Source organism: Schinkia acidoalkalinis, assembly GCF_054301215.1.
Genome location: NZ_CP182573.1, coordinates 1,110,075 through 1,125,465, shown reverse-complemented (window position 1 = coordinate 1,125,465; position 15,391 = coordinate 1,110,075). Strand labels below are relative to the sequence as shown.

The following is a 15,391-nucleotide window of genomic DNA, read 5'->3' as shown; positions in this document are numbered from 1 at the left end:
TTTAGTAAGTTGGGCCGAGTCAACTGTAATTCTTTCATGTACAGTTGACTCGGCTTTTATATTAATTTTTTTTTGAAACTTATTGACGAATGGATTTACTTCTGATATATTATTTTTTGCTGTCACGTTGGACAGAGAATATTATCGAAGCGAGTCAAAAAAAGTTTCGGAGAAAGTGTTGACTTCTACGAAGGTAAATGATAATATAATAAATGTCGCTGAAACACAGCGAAGAAAAACAAAATGATCTTTGAAAACTAAACAAAATGTCAAGCGTGCAAATAAAGTTGAACATTAAGTTCAACGCAAGTCAGTATTTGAAGAGTTAAGGTTCATTGGCTAAAACCGTCACATCCTGTGACAACGCCGATGTTAGCACATCCATGTGCGTCAAACACTTTTTGGAGAGTTTGATCCTGGCTCAGGACGAACGCTGGCGGCGTGCCTAATACATGCAAGTCAAGCGGATGACGAGGAGCTTGCTCCTCTGATTCAGCGGCGGACGGGTGAGTAACACGTGGGCAACCTGCCTGTAAGACTGGGATAACTTCGGGAAACCGGAGCTAATACCGGATAACTCATGAGACCACATGGTCTTATGATAAAAGATGGTTTCGGCTATCACTTACAGATGGGCCCGCGGCGCATTAGCTAGTTGGTGAGGTAACGGCCCACCAAGGCGACGATGCGTAGCCGACCTGAGAGGGTGATCGGCCACACTGGGACTGAGACACGGCCCAGACTCCTACGGGAGGCAGCAGTAGGGAATCTTCCGCAATGGACGAAAGTCTGACGGAGCAACGCCGCGTGAGCGATGAAGGCCTTCGGGTCGTAAAGCTCTGTTGTTAGGGAAGAACAAGTATCAGTTAACTGCTGGTACCTTGACGGTACCTAACGAGAAAGCCACGGCTAACTACGTGCCAGCAGCCGCGGTAATACGTAGGTGGCAAGCGTTGTCCGGATTTATTGGGCGTAAAGCGCGCGCAGGCGGTTCTTTAAGTCTGATGTGAAAGCCCCGGCTCAACCGGGGAGGGTCATTGGAAACTGGGGAACTTGAGTGCAGAAGAGAAGAGCGGAATTCCACGTGTAGCGGTGAAATGCGTAGAGATGTGGAGGAACACCAGTGGCGAAGGCGGCTCTTTGGTCTGTAACTGACGCTGAGGCGCGAAAGCGTGGGGAGCAAACAGGATTAGATACCCTGGTAGTCCACGCCGTAAACGATGAGTGCTAAGTGTTGGAGGGTTTCCGCCCTTCAGTGCTGCAGCTAACGCATTAAGCACTCCGCCTGGGGAGTACGGTCGCAAGACTGAAACTCAAAGGAATTGACGGGGGCCCGCACAAGCGGTGGAGCATGTGGTTTAATTCGAAGCAACGCGAAGAACCTTACCAGGTCTTGACATCCTCTGACAATCCTAGAGATAGGACTTCCCCTTCGGGGGCAGAGTGACAGGTGGTGCATGGTTGTCGTCAGCTCGTGTCGTGAGATGTTGGGTTAAGTCCCGCAACGAGCGCAACCCTTGTCCTTAGTTGCCAGCATTCAGTTGGGCACTCTAGGGAGACTGCCGGTGACAAACCGGAGGAAGGTGGGGATGACGTCAAATCATCATGCCCCTTATGACCTGGGCTACACACGTGCTACAATGGATGGTACAAAGGGAAGCAAGACCGCGAGGTGGAGCCAATCCCATAAAGCCATTCTCAGTTCGGATTGTAGGCTGCAACTCGCCTACATGAAGCCGGAATCGCTAGTAATCGCGGATCAGCATGCCGCGGTGAATACGTTCCCGGGCCTTGTACACACCGCCCGTCACACCACGAGAGTTTGTAACACCCGAAGTCGGTGGGGTAACCTTTTGGAGCCAGCCGCCTAAGGTGGGACAGATGATTGGGGTGAAGTCGTAACAAGGTAGCCGTATCGGAAGGTGCGGCTGGATCACCTCCTTTCTAAGGATAATAAGGTGCGCTTTGACATTTTGTTTAGTTTTGAGAGAGCATTTCTCTCAGAACTTGTTCCTTGAAAACTAGATAATCGTAAACATTCATATTTACTGTAAGAAAGTTCTTATTAGCACTTGTACCATTTATTAGTGAGTGCAGTGAGATGAATTAGAAGCGAGGAGTACGCGGAGGCGAGCTTCTGAGGACCGGAGTGTACGTTTAAAGGGTACATGAGGACCGCAGGAAGCGAAGCCGACAAAGTAATCCGAAGCTTATCATTCGTCGAACAGGTTAAGTTAGTAAGGGCGCACGGTGAATGCCTTGGCACTAGGAGCCGATGAAGGACGGGACTAACACCGATATGCTTCGGGGAGCTGTAAGTAAGCTTTGATCCGGAGATTTCCGAATGGGGAAACCCACTGTCCGTAATGGGACAGTATCTTTACCTGAATACATAGGGTATTGAAGGCAGACCCGGGGAACTGAAACATCTAAGTACCCGGAGGAAGAGAAAGCAAATGCGATTTCCTTAGTAGCGGCGAGCGAAACGGAAACAGCCCAAACCAAGAGGCTTGCCTCTTGGGGTTGTAGGACACTCTATACGGAGTTATAAAGGAATGAAGTAGGTGAAGTGGTCTGGAAAGGCCAGCCGAAGAAGGTAACAGCCCTGTAGCTGAAACTTCGTTCCCTCTTGAGTGGATCCTGAGTACGGCGGGACACGTGAAATCCCGTCGGAAGCTGGGAGGACCATCTCCCAAGGCTAAATACTCCCTAGTGACCGATAGTGAACCAGTACCGTGAGGGAAAGGTGAAAAGCACCCCGGAAGGGGAGTGAAAGAGATCCTGAAACCGTGTGCCTACAAGTAGTTGGAGCCCATTCATGGGTGACAGCGTGCCTTTTGTAGAATGAACCGGCGAGTTACGATCCCGTGCAAGGTTAAGTCGAAGAGACGGAGCCGCAGCGAAAGCGAGTCTGAATAGGGCGTCAAGAGTACGTGGTCGTAGACCCGAAACCAGGTGATCTACCCATGTCCAGGTTGAAGTCCAGGTAACACTGGATGGAGGACCGAACCCACGCACGTTGAAAAGTGCGGGGATGAGGTGTGGGTAGCGGAGAAATTCCAATCGAACTTGGAGATAGCTGGTTCTCCCCGAAATAGCTTTAGGGCTAGCCTTAAGGTAAGAGTCTTGGAGGTAGAGCACTGATTGGACTAGGGGCCCCCATCGGGTTACCGAATTCAGTCAAACTCCGAATGCCAAAGACTTATCCTTAGGAGTCAGACTACGAGTGATAAGGTCCGTGGTCAAAAGGGAAACAGCCCAGATCACCAGCTAAGGTCCCAAAGTGTACGTTAAGTGGCAAAGGATGTGGAGTTGCCCAGACAACCAGGATGTTGGCTTAGAAGCAGCCACCATTTAAAGAGTGCGTAATAGCTCACTGGTCGAGTGACTCTGCGCCGAAAATGTAACGGGGCTAAACGTACCACCGAAGCTGTGGATTGACACTTACGTGTCAGTGGTAGGGGAGCGTTCTAAGGGCTTTGAAGCTAGACCGAAAGGACTGGTGGAGCGCTTAGAAGTGAGAATGCCGGTGTGAGTAGCGAAAAGACAGGTGAGAATCCTGTCCATCGAAAGCCTAAGGTTTCCTGAGGAAGGCTCGTCCGCTCAGGGTTAGTCGGGACCTAAGCCGAGGCCGAAAGGCGTAGGCGATGGCCAACAGGTTGATATTCCTGTACCACCTCTTTACCGTTTGAGCAATGGAGGGACGCAGTAGGATAGGGTAAGCGCGCCGTTGGTTGTGCGCGTCCAAGCAGTTAGGCTAATGAGTAGGCAAATCCGCTCATTGTAAAGGCTGAGCTGTGATGGCGAGGGAAAATAGTACCGAAGTTCCTGATTCCACACTGCCAAGAAAAGCTTCTAGCGAGGTAGAAGGTGCCCGTACCGCAAACCGACACAGGTAGGCGAGGAGAGAATCCTAAGATGCGCGAGAGAACTCTCGTTAAGGAACTCGGCAAAATGACCCCGTAACTTCGGGAGAAGGGGTGCTCTGGTAGCGTGCAAGCGCGAGAGAGCCGCAGTGAATAGGCCCAAGCGACTGTTTAGCAAAAACACAGGTCTCTGCGAAGCCGTAAGGCGAAGTATAGGGGCTGACACCTGCCCGGTGCTGGAAGGTTAAGAGGAGGGGTTATCCTTTACGGAGAAGCTCTGAATCGAAGCCCCAGTAAACGGCGGCCGTAACTATAACGGTCCTAAGGTAGCGAAATTCCTTGTCAGGTAAGTTCTGACCCGCACGAAAGGTGTAACGACTTGGGCACTGTCTCAACGAGAGACTCGGTGAAATCATAGTACCTGTGAAGATGCAGGTTACCCGCGACAGGACGGAAAGACCCCATGGAGCTTTACTGCAGCCTGATATTGAATTTTGGTACAGCTTGTACAGGATAGGTAGGAGCCTGAGATACGTGAGCGCCAGCTTACGTGGAGGCATCGGTGGGATACTACCCTGGCTGTATTGAAATTCTAACCCACGCCCCTGATCGGGGCGGGAGACAGTGTCAGGTGGGCAGTTTGACTGGGGCGGTCGCCTCCCAAAGAGTAACGGAGGCGCCCAAAGGTTCCCTCAGAATGGTTGGAAATCATTCGCAGAGTGTAAAGGCACAAGGGAGCTTGACTGCGAGACCTACAAGTCGAGCAGGGACGAAAGTCGGGCTTAGTGATCCGGTGGTTCCGCATGGAAGGGCCATCGCTCAACGGATAAAAGCTACCCTGGGGATAACAGGCTTATCTCCCCCAAGAGTCCACATCGACGGGGAGGTTTGGCACCTCGATGTCGGCTCATCGCATCCTGGGGCTGTAGTCGGTCCCAAGGGTTGGGCTGTTCGCCCATTAAAGCGGTACGCGAGCTGGGTTCAGAACGTCGTGAGACAGTTCGGTCCCTATCCGTCGTGGGCGCAGGAAATTTGAGAGGAGCTGTCCTTAGTACGAGAGGACCGGGATGGACGCACCGCTGGTGTACCAGTTGTCTTGCCAAAGGCATCGCTGGGTAGCTATGTGCGGACGGGATAAGTGCTGAAAGCATCTAAGCATGAAGCCCCCCTCGAGATGAGATTTCCCATTCGTAAGAAGTAAGATCCCTCAGAGACGATGAGGTAGATAGGTCTGAGGTGGAAGCGTAGCGATACGTGGAGCTGACGGATACTAATCGATCGAGGACTTAACCAAATAGAAAAGCAGAAGCGACCGTTTAGCGCACGACAAAACTGGAGCGCATCGACTGAGATAAAGGAAACACGACGAACGAAAGTGAGTCGATGTTGACTTATCGTAGGGAGATGAGCGAAGTTTACTAGTCGCTGGGAGCTGGACAGTGAATGCACGGTAAATATGAATCTTGATTATCTAGTTTTGAAGGAACAACCTTCAATTGAATACAATGTTTGGTGACGATAGCGAAGAGGTCACACCCGTTCCCATTCCGAACACGGAAGTTAAGCTCTTCAGCGCCGATGGTAGTTGGGGGCTGTCCCCCTGTGAGAGTAGGACGTTGCCAAGCATATTTAGTAGGTAGGGTGTTTTAATACTTCTATTTGCTAAATGGAGGATTAGCTCAGCTGGGAGAGCACCTGCCTTACAAGCAGGGGGTCGGCGGTTCGATCCCGTCATCCTCCACCATATAAAGGTCCCGTGGTGTAGGGGTTAACATGCCTGCCTGTCACGCAGGAGATCGCCGGTTCGATCCCGGTCGGGACCGCCATTAAATTAATATCATGCCGGCTTAGCTCAATTGGTAGAGCAACTGACTTGTAATCAGTAGGTTGAGGGTTCAAGTCCTTTAGCCGGCACCACTTTTAAATTTTTACGAGCCATTAGCTCAGTCGGTAGAGCATCTGACTTTTAATCAGAGGGTCGCAGGTTCGAATCCTGCATGGCTCACCATTTAAATACTCGCGGGTGTGGCGGAATTGGCAGACGCACCAGACTTAGGATCTGGCGCCTTTGGCGTGGGGGTTCGACTCCCTTCACCCGCACCAGTTTAATATGCGGAAGTAGTTCAGTGGTAGAACACCACCTTGCCAAGGTGGGGGTCGCGGGTTCGAATCCCGTCTTCCGCTCCAAAGTTGCCGGGGTGGCGGAACTGGCAGACGCACAGGACTTAAAATCCTGCGGTAGGTGACTACCGTACCGGTTCGATTCCGGTCCTCGGCACCATTTGAATAATGAAGTTCTATTAATGCGCCCGTAGCTCAATTGGATAGAGCGTCTGACTACGGATCAGAAGGTTGTGGGTTCGACTCCTGCCGGGCGCGCCATTTCGGGAAGTAGCTCAGCTTGGTAGAGCACTTGGTTTGGGACCAAGGGGTCGCAGGTTCGAATCCTGTCTTCCCGACCATTTACACAAAATATTCTTTATTTATGGGGGCTTAGCTCAGCTGGGAGAGCGCCTGCTTTGCACGCAGGAGGTCAGCGGTTCGATCCCGCTAGTCTCCACTTTTTCATTTTAATATGGCGGTGTAGCTCAGCTGGCTAGAGCGTACGGTTCATACCCGTAAGGTCGGGGGTTCGATCCCCTCCGCCGCTATTAAGGACCTTAAGAAATTCTATATTAGGACCTTTAGCTCAGCTGGTTAGAGCAGACGGCTCATAACCGTCCGGTCGTAGGTTCGAGTCCTACAAGGTCCACCACGAAAAGTGTATATTTATTTATAACGGAGGAATACCCAAGTCTGGCTGAAGGGATCGGTCTTGAAAACCGACAGGCGGGTTAAACCGCGCGGGGGTTCGAATCCCTCTTCCTCCTCCATATTTCATATGGCTCGATAGCTCAGTCGGTAGAGCAGAGGACTGAAAATCCTCGTGTCGGCAGTTCGATTCTGTCTCGAGCCATCATCTTCAATGGGCTATAGCCAAGCGGTAAGGCAACGGACTTTGACTCCGTCATTCGCTGGTTCGAATCCAGCTAGCCCAGCCATTTTTAATTAAATCATACCCAATTGCGGGTGTAGTTTAATGGTAAAACTTCAGCCTTCCAAGCTGATGTCGTGGGTTCGATTCCCATCACCCGCTCCAATTTTATATGGGCCTATAGCTCAGCTGGTTAGAGCGCACGCCTGATAAGCGTGAGGTCGATGGTTCGAGTCCATTTAGGCCCATTTCATTCCACAGTAGCTCAGTGGTAGAGCTATCGGCTGTTAACCGATCGGTCGCAGGTTCGAATCCTGCCTGTGGAGCCATATGGAGAAGTACTCAAGTGGCTGAAGAGGCGCCCCTGCTAAGGGTGTAGGTCGGGTAACTGGCGCGAGGGTTCAAATCCCTCCTTCTCCGCCATTTCCAAATGCATATAATATGGCCCGTTGGTCAAGCGGTTAAGACACCGCCCTTTCACGGCGGTAACACGGGTTCGAATCCCGTACGGGTCATCATAAAAAGATCAAGAGAAAATCTCTTGATCTTTTTTTAGTCTATTTTTAAGATTAAAACTTCGATTCTATCTACCTTATACCCAAAAAAGAGTAAGCATTAGCTTACCCCTTTACTTTACAAGTATTTATACCAAAAAGCTTATATAGTGGGCAGAATTTAATAAACGCAGTTACTAGTGGAATGATACCGATGAGTGCTAAGTATTTTAAGTTGCCTTCTAAAAGGAAGAATAATGAAAATAACACAATCGCTAAAATGATACGAATGACTCGGTCTGACTGTCCTATATTGGTTTTCATACCCCATACCCCATTTCTCTTTTTTTATAGTATAGCTTATTTATTAGAAAAAGGTTTCCAGAAAATGTTACGAAATATTGATTTTTTTATGGATGGTTGTAAGCCCACTATGCAGAAAGGTATTCAAACCGTTCTTATGTTCCCACATCTTCCATAATGTTATAATGATGTAGATGATTGAATCAAACTCTTTTTTGGAGGGATTTAGATGTCTTTACGTTTCGTCTTAGGGAGAGCGGGCAGTGGGAAATCGACTTTCTTAGTAAATGAGGTTGTCGAGAAACTTAAAGAAGACCCATTAGGCCCTCCCATCATTTACTTGGTACCGGATCAAATGACATTTCAGATAGAGTATCAGTTAATCAATACACCTGGCTTACATGGGATGATTCGTACACAAGTGTTTAGCTTTACGCGCTTGGCGTGGCGGATTCTTCAGGAAACAGAGGGGTTTAGTCGTTTTCATCTCAATAGTACAGGCTTACATATGTTATTACGAAAAATAATAGAGCATCGTAAGGATGAACTAAAAGTTTTTACAAGAGCTGCTGACCAAACTGGTTTTATAAAACAACTTGAGGAGATAATTGCTGAGTTTAAGCGATACTGTCTTGCACCAAGTCATCTTCAAGAAAAATCAATGGAGTTATTGCAGTACAACCTGGATCATGCAAGTTCCAGTAAAGAAATATTAGCGAACAAGCTTTTTGACTTTCAGTTAATTTATCAGGATTATGAGAACCACTTGATGGGCCATTATGTTGATTCAGAGGATTATTTGCGGCTTTTAGCTGAAAAGATTGCAAAATCTGAAGAATTAAAAGGGGCGGATGTCTATGTTGATGGGTTCCATAGCTTTACTCCGCAGGAGTTAGAAGTTATACAGGAATTGTTGAAGCATTGCAATAGCGTTACTATTGCGCTGACGGTGAATCAGCAGGATTTACACGACGACCTACATGAGTTGAATTTATTCCGGATGACTTCAAAAACATATTTCAATATCCTAGGTTTGGCGAAAGAAAACGGAATCAAGATTGATAGTCCTATTTCTATGGAGGAGCCATTTAGGTATGTTTATTCACCTTCACTTGACCATTTAGAAAAAAACTATGATAGTCGTCCAAGTGTCAAATATACGGGTGGAGGAGAGATGCTGTCCGTTAACGTCCATGCTGCTGTAAACCGCCGCGCTGAGGTCGAAAGCATCGCGCGAGAAATGTTGCATTTAGTAAGAACAAAAAACTACCGTTGGCGTGACTTTGCTATTCTTTTAAGAGATAGTCATTCCTATCATGATTTATTAGAAACTGTCAGTAAGGATTACGAAATTCCAGTATTTTTGGATCAAAAAAGATCAATGCTACATCATCCATTAATAGAATTGCTCCGTTCTTCATTAGATGTCATTCAAAGCGGATGGCGCTATGAGCCGATATTTCGCTGTGTGAAAACAGATTTGCTTTTTCCAGTTGATAGTAACAAAGACAACATCCGTGAAGAAATGGATAAATTCGAAAATTATGTATTGGCATATGGTATTCAGGGAAAACGCTGGACTGACCCAAAACCTTGGGAATACCGACGTTTTCAAGCAGTCGAAGGACAGAATATTCCAAAAACGGATAAAGAAAAGGAATATGAGAAACAGATTAATGAATTGCGTCGTTTCATTACAGAGCCGTTTATGGCTTTGGAAAAAACTATGAAAAAGGCCAAAACAGCTCGTGAATATTGTGAAGCCTTTTTTTACTTTTTAGAAGATCTTCATATTCCAAGAAAGGTCAATTTTCTTTGTATTGATGCTGAAGAAGCAGGAAGATTAACTGAGTCCCGTGACCATAGTCAAGTATGGCAATCGGTACTGGAGCTATTGGATCAAATGGCATCATTGATGGGGGAGGAAGAATTATCTTTCGATTTGTTTCGGAAAATGATTCATTCAGGAATAGAAAATATGCATTTTGCAACCGTTCCTCCTGCAATGGACCAAGTATTAGTCGGGAATATGGAGCGCTCTCGATTCTCCAATATCAAATGTGCATTTATTCTTGGCGCGAATGATGGAGTTATTCCGTTAAAGCCGGTAGAAGAAGGAGTTGTAACCGAGGAAGAACGGGAATTTTTATCGAGTACCGGCTTGACGTTGGCACCTGGAACGAAAGAGCAGCTTTTAGATGAACAGTTTTTGATTTATCTTGCGTTAACAAGTGCGTCGGATTTACTTTATATCAGTTATCCTTTGGCAGATGATGAAGGAAAATCTTTAGTGCCATCAATTTTGATTAACAGACTAAAAGACCTTTTTCCAGCTTTAAAAGAAAAGCTCAGCTTAAACGAGCCTAGTGAGGAAATTCCGTTAAACCAATTACAATATGTCGTGAATCCGAAAAAGACGATGTCCTATTTATCGATTCAATTGCAAAATTGGAAAAAGGGTTATCCTGTAGAAAATCTGTGGTGGGATATTTATAATTGGCTTGTCCAACAAGAAGAGTGGAAAGTGTATGGGAAGAGAATTTTAGGAAGTTTATTTTATATCAATACGGCGAAACGTCTCCCAGAAGAAATCAGCCATGAGCTATATGGAGAAGAAATAAAAGCAAGTGTATCGCGGATGGAGTTGTTCCAATCCTGCCCATATTCGCAATTTATTTCATATGGACTAAGGCTCGAGGAGCGGCAAATTTTCCGACTAGAAGCACCGGATATTGGCCAGCTATTCCATGCTGCTTTAAAAATGATCACCGAGATGATTCAGCAAAATCACCTGCAATGGGCAAACCTTACAAGAAAACAATGTGAACAGCTTGCCTTTCAAGCTGTGGAACAATTAGCGCCCAATATTCAAAGAGAAATATTATTAAGTTCGAATCGTTTCCATTATATAAAAAGAAAATTGCAGCAGGTCGTAGGTAGGGCTTCCATTGTCTTAAGTGAGCATGCGAAAATCAGCGGCTTTGAACCAATTGGTCTTGAACTGGGATTTGGCCCTAAGGGACCGCTTGCACCACTTAAGTTTAATTTGAAAAACGGTTGCAAGATGGAGGTCATTGGCCGTATTGACCGTGTTGATAAATCCGAAGGAAATCAAGGCGTATATCTCAGAGTAATCGACTACAAGTCAAGTCAGAAATCATTAAATCTTTCAGAGGTTTATTATGGTTTAGCCTTACAAATGCTGACGTATTTAGATGTTGTCATTACAAATTCAAAGCAATGGATAGGAACAGAAGCCTCCCCGGCTGGTGTTTTATATTTTCATGTTCATAATCCAATGCTAAATAAATCTTCTGTTCCGGCATTTGAGGAAATTGAAAAAGAAATCTATAAGCGTTTTAAAATGAAAGGACTGCTAGTCGCCGATCAGGAAGCGATTCATCTGATGGACCATTCGCTGGAGACGGGCTATTCAGAAGTGATTCCGGTCGCATTAAAAAAAGACGGTAGCTTTTACAGTAATTCATCCGTTGCCAGTCCGCAGGATTTTGATTACTTAAGAAGCTACGTCCGGACGAAAATTCAAGATATCGGTGCGGCAATCACCGACGGAGTCATTGATATTGAACCTTATAAAATGAAAAGCCATACACCGTGTGCTTTTTGTTCCTATAAAGCAATATGCCAATTTGACCAGTCCCAACAGGGGAACAAGTATAAGCTTTTAATCTCGGAAAAGGCTGATGATATTTTAGAAAAAATTCGCATGGAGGGAGGACAGGACAATGAGTAAGAGAATTCAAAAACCTGAAAACAGCACGTGGACTGATGACCAATGGTATGCGATTACAGCAGGAGGCAAAGATATACTTGTCGCCGCAGCTGCAGGTTCCGGTAAAACAGCCGTCTTAGTTGAAAGAATTATCAAGAAAATTACCTCCATAGATAATCCGATTGATGTTGACCGCTTATTAGTGGTAACTTTTACAAATGCCGCTGCCGCCGAAATGAGGAAAAGGATTGGTGAGGCGCTCGAAAAGGAAATTGCTAAACATCCATCTTCACTGCATTTGCGGAGACAATTGACACTATTAAATAGGGCTGCCATTTCAACGCTTCATTCCTTTTGCTTAAATGTGTTAAAAAAATATTATTATCACATTGATTTAGATCCAGGCTTTCGAATTGCAGATGAAACAGAAGCAGAATTGTTGATGGAAGAGGTTATGGATGAGCTGTTTGAAGAACAATATAGTTTAGAAGAAAATGAACGGTTTTATGATTTAGTAGATCGATATAGTGATGACCGCAGTGATGTAGAGCTGCAGCTCCTAATCAGAAAGCTATATGATTTCGCCAGGTCCTATCCTTGGCCTAATGAATGGCTGGATCAAATTATCCATTCCTATGAGATTGAAAATAGTAATGAAATTGATGATTTACCGTGGATGAAAGATGTAAGGGATGATATTACTATCCAATTAAACGGCTGTACGCAAATTTTAATCCGTGCGTTAGAACTAACAAAAGAGCCTGGTGGTCCTGCCCCTTATGCTGATAATATCGTTCTTGACCAAGGCATCATTCAAGAACTGCTAGCGGCAAATCAAGAGTCGTGGCAAAAGCTCTATGAAGTGATGCAACTGGTTTCTTTTTCAAAACTAAAATCATGTAAAGGTGATGAATACAGTAAGAGCATTCAAGAAGATGTAAAGAACTTGCGTGAGCAAGTGAAAAAGAGGATTAACACACTGAAGGATGAACTTTTTAGTCGGAAACCGGAGTATTTTCTAAAGGATATTCAGGAAATGAAGCCGGTTGTGGAAACATTAATTGAACTGGTCAAGGAATTTTCAAGACGCTATGAACTCGTAAAAAAAGATAATGGGCTTGTTGATTTCGCAGATTTAGAGCATTTTTGCCTACAAATTTTAAAGGATGAAGAGTCCTCCACGGGTGAGCTTCTACCCTCGGCTGTTGCCAAAGATTATCGAGATTTATTCCAAGAAGTGTTAGTGGATGAGTACCAGGATGTAAATTTAGTTCAAGAAACGATTATTAAACTCGTATCCTGTTCAAATAATTTATTCATGGTTGGGGACGTGAAACAATCGATATATCGTTTCCGCTTAGCTGAGCCGCATCTTTTCCTGAAAAAATATAGACAGTTTCAGAAAGAAGACACTTTACACTGCGAAGGGATTCGTATAGATTTATCGAAAAACTTCCGCAGCCGTGCCGAAGTATTGGATGGGACCAATTTTATTTTTAAGCAAATTATGAATCAGACGGTCGGTGAAATTGACTATGATGATGATGCAGAGCTAAAGCTTGGAAATATGAATTACGAAAATTCCAATGAGACAAAGGCTGAGCTCATGCTCATTGATCGTAAGGATCCAACATTAGTGGAAAAGGAAAATGAGGATTCCGATCAAGAACAAGGGGAGGACGATCCATCCATCGATCTTGCGGAGCTGGAAAATGCACAATTAGAAGCAAGGGTCATTGGCTTGAAAATAAAAAGTTTAATTGAACAGCCTTTTAAAATTACCGATAAAAACGGAAACACCCGTAATATTACCTATCGTGATATCGTCATACTGCTCCGTTCCATGCCTTGGGCTGAAACAATCATGGAGGAATGTAAGGAACTCGGGATTCCGGTTTATGCCGAGCTTTCCACAGGTTATTTTGAAGCAACAGAAGTTTCTGTGATGATGTCCCTATTGAAAATCATCGACAATCCCTATCAAGATATCCCGCTTGTAGCAGTACTCAGATCTCCGATTGTTGGTATAACAGAACAACAACTGGCGATGATTCGTATCCATGATAAAACGGATACCTTTTTTGATAGCGTCAAAAGTTATCTTAATTCTGGTTCAAATCAAGAGTTGGCCGAGAAACTAGAGTTGTTTTATAGGCAGTTAAAAATATGGAGAAAAAGAGCACGGGAAGGAGCCCTGTCGGAATTAATTTGGCAATTATACAGGGATACAGGCTATTATGATTATGTTGGCGGAATGGCTGGTGGTAAACAGCGTCAAGCGAACTTAAGAGCCCTTTATGACCGTGCGAAACAGTATGAAGAAACATCATTCCGGGGGTTGTTTCGTTTCCTAAGGTTTATTGAACGGATGCAGGACCGTGGCGACGATCTTGGTACAGCCCGGGCTCTTGGTGAACAAGAGGACGTTGTTAGAATTATGACGATTCATAAAAGCAAAGGGCTCGAGTTTCCGGTTGTTTTTGTGGCTGGACTTGGCCGGCAATTTAATATGCAGGATTTACGGAAAAAAGTATTATTGCATAAGGAATTGGGATTTGGGTCAAAACTTGTAAATCCCAAGCTGCGCATTAGCTATCCGACATTGCCGCTTCTCGCGATGAAACGCCGTTTGCAGATGGAGCTGATTGCGGAAGAAATGCGTGTTTTATATGTTGCCCTCACAAGAGCTAAGGAAAAGCTCTATCTGGTTGGTACGGTTAGTGATAGAGAAAAAATGCTAGAAAAGTGGAACAACGAAGTGAGCGAAGATGATTGGTTATTACCGGATTATGTAAGGGCCAAGGCAAAAAGATATTTGGATTGGATTGGCCCTGCATTAATCCGCCACCAAGATTGTACAGTGCTAAGTTCAAGTAACTTTACAAATGAAATTTCTAGTCATACTTCCAAATGGGAAGTCAATGTTCTAAATGCCGATAACTTTCCTAAGGATTTACGGCAACATCTAGACCAAAACTTGGACTTCCTACATGAAATTGAACAATGGCGGACAGTCCCAATGGAAAGTAGTCTAAAATCTCAAGTATTTGACCAGCTTTCTTGGCATTATCCATACTCTCAAGCCGAAATCAAGCGGTCAAAACAATCTGTTTCAGAAATCAAATCAAGGAAACAAGTAACAGATGCTTATTCTGATACACAGTTAATCAAAAAGTTCCGAGCACCGCTAGTAGATCGACCTAAATTTTTACAACAACAGTCTTTGACAGCGGCAGAAAGAGGAACAGCTATGCATATGGTGATGCAGCATGTTAATCTTCGTACAGAAATTACGCATGATGGAGTTGCCGATTTATTAGATTTAATGGTTATGAAGGAATTACTAACTGAAGAACAGAAAAAGGTCATTGATATTAATAGCATTGTGCACTTTTTTGAAACCCCTATTGGGCAAAGATTAAAAAATGCCCAAAAAGTTCGGAGAGAAGTTCCATTTAGTTTAGCATTACCAGCGAGAGATGCTTATCCTGATTGGAATGAAGAAGAGGGTGCAAACGTATTGGTTCAAGGGGTCATGGACTGTGTTTTTAAAGATGAAACTGGCGTTGTCTTACTTGATTATAAAACGGATACGATATCAGGACGTTTTAAAAATGAGATGATGGCCAGGGAAGCTCTAGCTGAACGATACCGCCTTCAAATTGATTTATATGCACGAGCACTTCAGGAGATTTGGGGTCTGCCACATCTCGACAAATATTTATTTTTCTTTGATGGAAACCTACTGATTGAGATGTAGATGTTATATAACAATCAAGCGGAAAACCCGTATATCAGAGGATTTATTCTTCTGTTATGCGGGTTTTTTAATTTGTCAAAATACTGCTTAATGTGTCGAATTTGTCGCTTCACCCTAAAATAAGCTGTTTGAAAGCGGTTTATTCTTTTGTAAGTAGTTTATAAAATTTTGTGAACATTTTAAATACTATTTAAAGTTTTGTCGATGTATGATATTGTTATATAACAAGAAACGATCTTATTATTGGGGGTTAGGGATAAT

At 44.7% G+C, this 15,391-nt stretch carries 3 protein-coding genes, 20 tRNA genes and 3 rRNA genes; 25 read left to right on the top strand and 1 reads right to left on the bottom strand.

The window, feature by feature from the left end; all coding sequences use genetic code 11:
- The first annotated feature begins 398 nt into the window (after positions 1-398).
- The 23 genes from ACNQFZ_RS05870 (at position 399) to ACNQFZ_RS05760 (ending at position 7,355) form a co-directional block, all read left to right on the top strand.
- A 16S ribosomal RNA gene (locus ACNQFZ_RS05870) occupies positions 399-1,944 on the top strand.
- A gap of 283 nt (positions 1,945-2,227) precedes the next feature.
- A 23S ribosomal RNA gene (locus ACNQFZ_RS05865) occupies positions 2,228-5,160 on the top strand.
- A gap of 214 nt (positions 5,161-5,374) precedes the next feature.
- Positions 5,375-5,491: ribosomal RNA gene (gene rrf / locus ACNQFZ_RS05860) — 5S ribosomal RNA — on the top strand.
- Together the 16S, 23S and 5S rRNA genes with 20 tRNA genes alongside form the textbook arrangement of a ribosomal RNA operon.
- A 43-nt stretch (positions 5,492-5,534) precedes the next feature.
- Positions 5,535-5,610: transfer RNA gene (locus tag ACNQFZ_RS05855), tRNA-Val, on the top strand.
- A gap of 6 nt (positions 5,611-5,616) precedes the next feature.
- Positions 5,617-5,692: transfer RNA gene (locus ACNQFZ_RS05850), tRNA-Asp, on the top strand.
- Positions 5,693-5,707: 15 nt separating this feature from the next.
- Positions 5,708-5,783, top strand: a tRNA-Thr gene (locus ACNQFZ_RS05845).
- 15 nt (positions 5,784-5,798) lie between these two features.
- Positions 5,799-5,874: transfer RNA gene (locus ACNQFZ_RS05840), tRNA-Lys, on the top strand.
- A gap of 11 nt (positions 5,875-5,885) precedes the next feature.
- A tRNA-Leu gene (locus ACNQFZ_RS05835) sits at positions 5,886-5,969 on the top strand.
- Positions 5,970-5,978: 9 nt separating this feature from the next.
- A tRNA-Gly gene (locus ACNQFZ_RS05830) sits at positions 5,979-6,053 on the top strand.
- A 5-nt stretch (positions 6,054-6,058) separates the two neighbouring features.
- A tRNA-Leu gene (locus ACNQFZ_RS05825) sits at positions 6,059-6,147 on the top strand.
- A 24-nt stretch (positions 6,148-6,171) separates the two neighbouring features.
- Positions 6,172-6,248, top strand: a tRNA-Arg gene (locus ACNQFZ_RS05820).
- A gap of 3 nt (positions 6,249-6,251) precedes the next feature.
- A tRNA-Pro gene (locus ACNQFZ_RS05815) sits at positions 6,252-6,328 on the top strand.
- Positions 6,329-6,353: 25 nt separating this feature from the next.
- A tRNA-Ala gene (locus ACNQFZ_RS05810) sits at positions 6,354-6,426 on the top strand.
- A gap of 17 nt (positions 6,427-6,443) precedes the next feature.
- A tRNA-Met gene (locus ACNQFZ_RS05805) sits at positions 6,444-6,517 on the top strand.
- Between the two features lie 27 nt (positions 6,518-6,544).
- Positions 6,545-6,621 (top strand) — tRNA-Ile (locus tag ACNQFZ_RS05800).
- A gap of 25 nt (positions 6,622-6,646) precedes the next feature.
- Positions 6,647-6,739, top strand: a tRNA-Ser gene (locus tag ACNQFZ_RS05795).
- A 10-nt stretch (positions 6,740-6,749) separates the two neighbouring features.
- Positions 6,750-6,822 (top strand) — tRNA-Phe (locus ACNQFZ_RS05790).
- Between the two features lie 10 nt (positions 6,823-6,832).
- Positions 6,833-6,907 (top strand) — tRNA-Gln (locus ACNQFZ_RS05785).
- 24 nt (positions 6,908-6,931) lie between these two features.
- Positions 6,932-7,005, top strand: a tRNA-Gly gene (locus ACNQFZ_RS05780).
- Positions 7,006-7,014: 9 nt separating this feature from the next.
- A tRNA-Ile gene (locus tag ACNQFZ_RS05775) sits at positions 7,015-7,088 on the top strand.
- Positions 7,089-7,094: 6 nt separating this feature from the next.
- Positions 7,095-7,169 (top strand) — tRNA-Asn (locus ACNQFZ_RS05770).
- A 3-nt stretch (positions 7,170-7,172) separates the two neighbouring features.
- A tRNA-Ser gene (locus tag ACNQFZ_RS05765) sits at positions 7,173-7,263 on the top strand.
- Positions 7,264-7,283: 20 nt separating this feature from the next.
- A tRNA-Glu gene (locus ACNQFZ_RS05760) sits at positions 7,284-7,355 on the top strand.
- 105 nt (positions 7,356-7,460) lie between these two features.
- Here ACNQFZ_RS05760 and ACNQFZ_RS05755 read toward each other — a convergent pair.
- Positions 7,461-7,658 carry a YgaP family membrane protein gene (locus ACNQFZ_RS05755; RefSeq protein WP_458414391.1) on the bottom strand — a complete coding sequence of 66 codons (198 nt, stop codon included), beginning with the start codon at positions 7,656-7,658 and terminating at the stop codon, positions 7,461-7,463.
- Positions 7,659-7,866: 208 nt separating this feature from the next.
- Here ACNQFZ_RS05755 and addB point away from each other — a divergent pair, with 208 nt between their 5' ends.
- Both addB and addA read left to right on the top strand, forming a co-directional pair.
- Positions 7,867-11,391 (top strand): helicase-exonuclease AddAB subunit AddB, encoded by a 3,525-nt coding sequence (addB, locus tag ACNQFZ_RS05750; RefSeq protein WP_458414390.1) that lies wholly within the window; start codon positions 7,867-7,869, stop codon positions 11,389-11,391.
- Positions 11,384-15,130 (top strand): helicase-exonuclease AddAB subunit AddA, encoded by a 3,747-nt coding sequence (addA, locus tag ACNQFZ_RS05745; protein ID WP_458414389.1) that lies wholly within the window; start codon positions 11,384-11,386, stop codon positions 15,128-15,130. Before addB ends, addA begins: the two co-directional genes overlap by 8 nt.
- Positions 15,131-15,391 lie beyond the last annotated feature (261 nt).

Excerpts from the sequence above, each read along its gene's own strand:
- addB (WP_458414390.1), top strand. The coding sequence starts at position 7,867 with ATGTCTTTACGTTTCGTCTTAGGGAGAGCGGGCAGTGGGAAATCGACT.
- addA (WP_458414389.1), top strand. The coding sequence starts at position 11,384 with ATGAGTAAGAGAATTCAAAAACCTGAAAACAGCACGTGGACTGATGAC.
- ACNQFZ_RS05755 (WP_458414391.1), bottom strand. The coding sequence starts at position 7,658 with ATGAAAACCAATATAGGACAGTCAGACCGAGTCATTCGTATCATTTTA.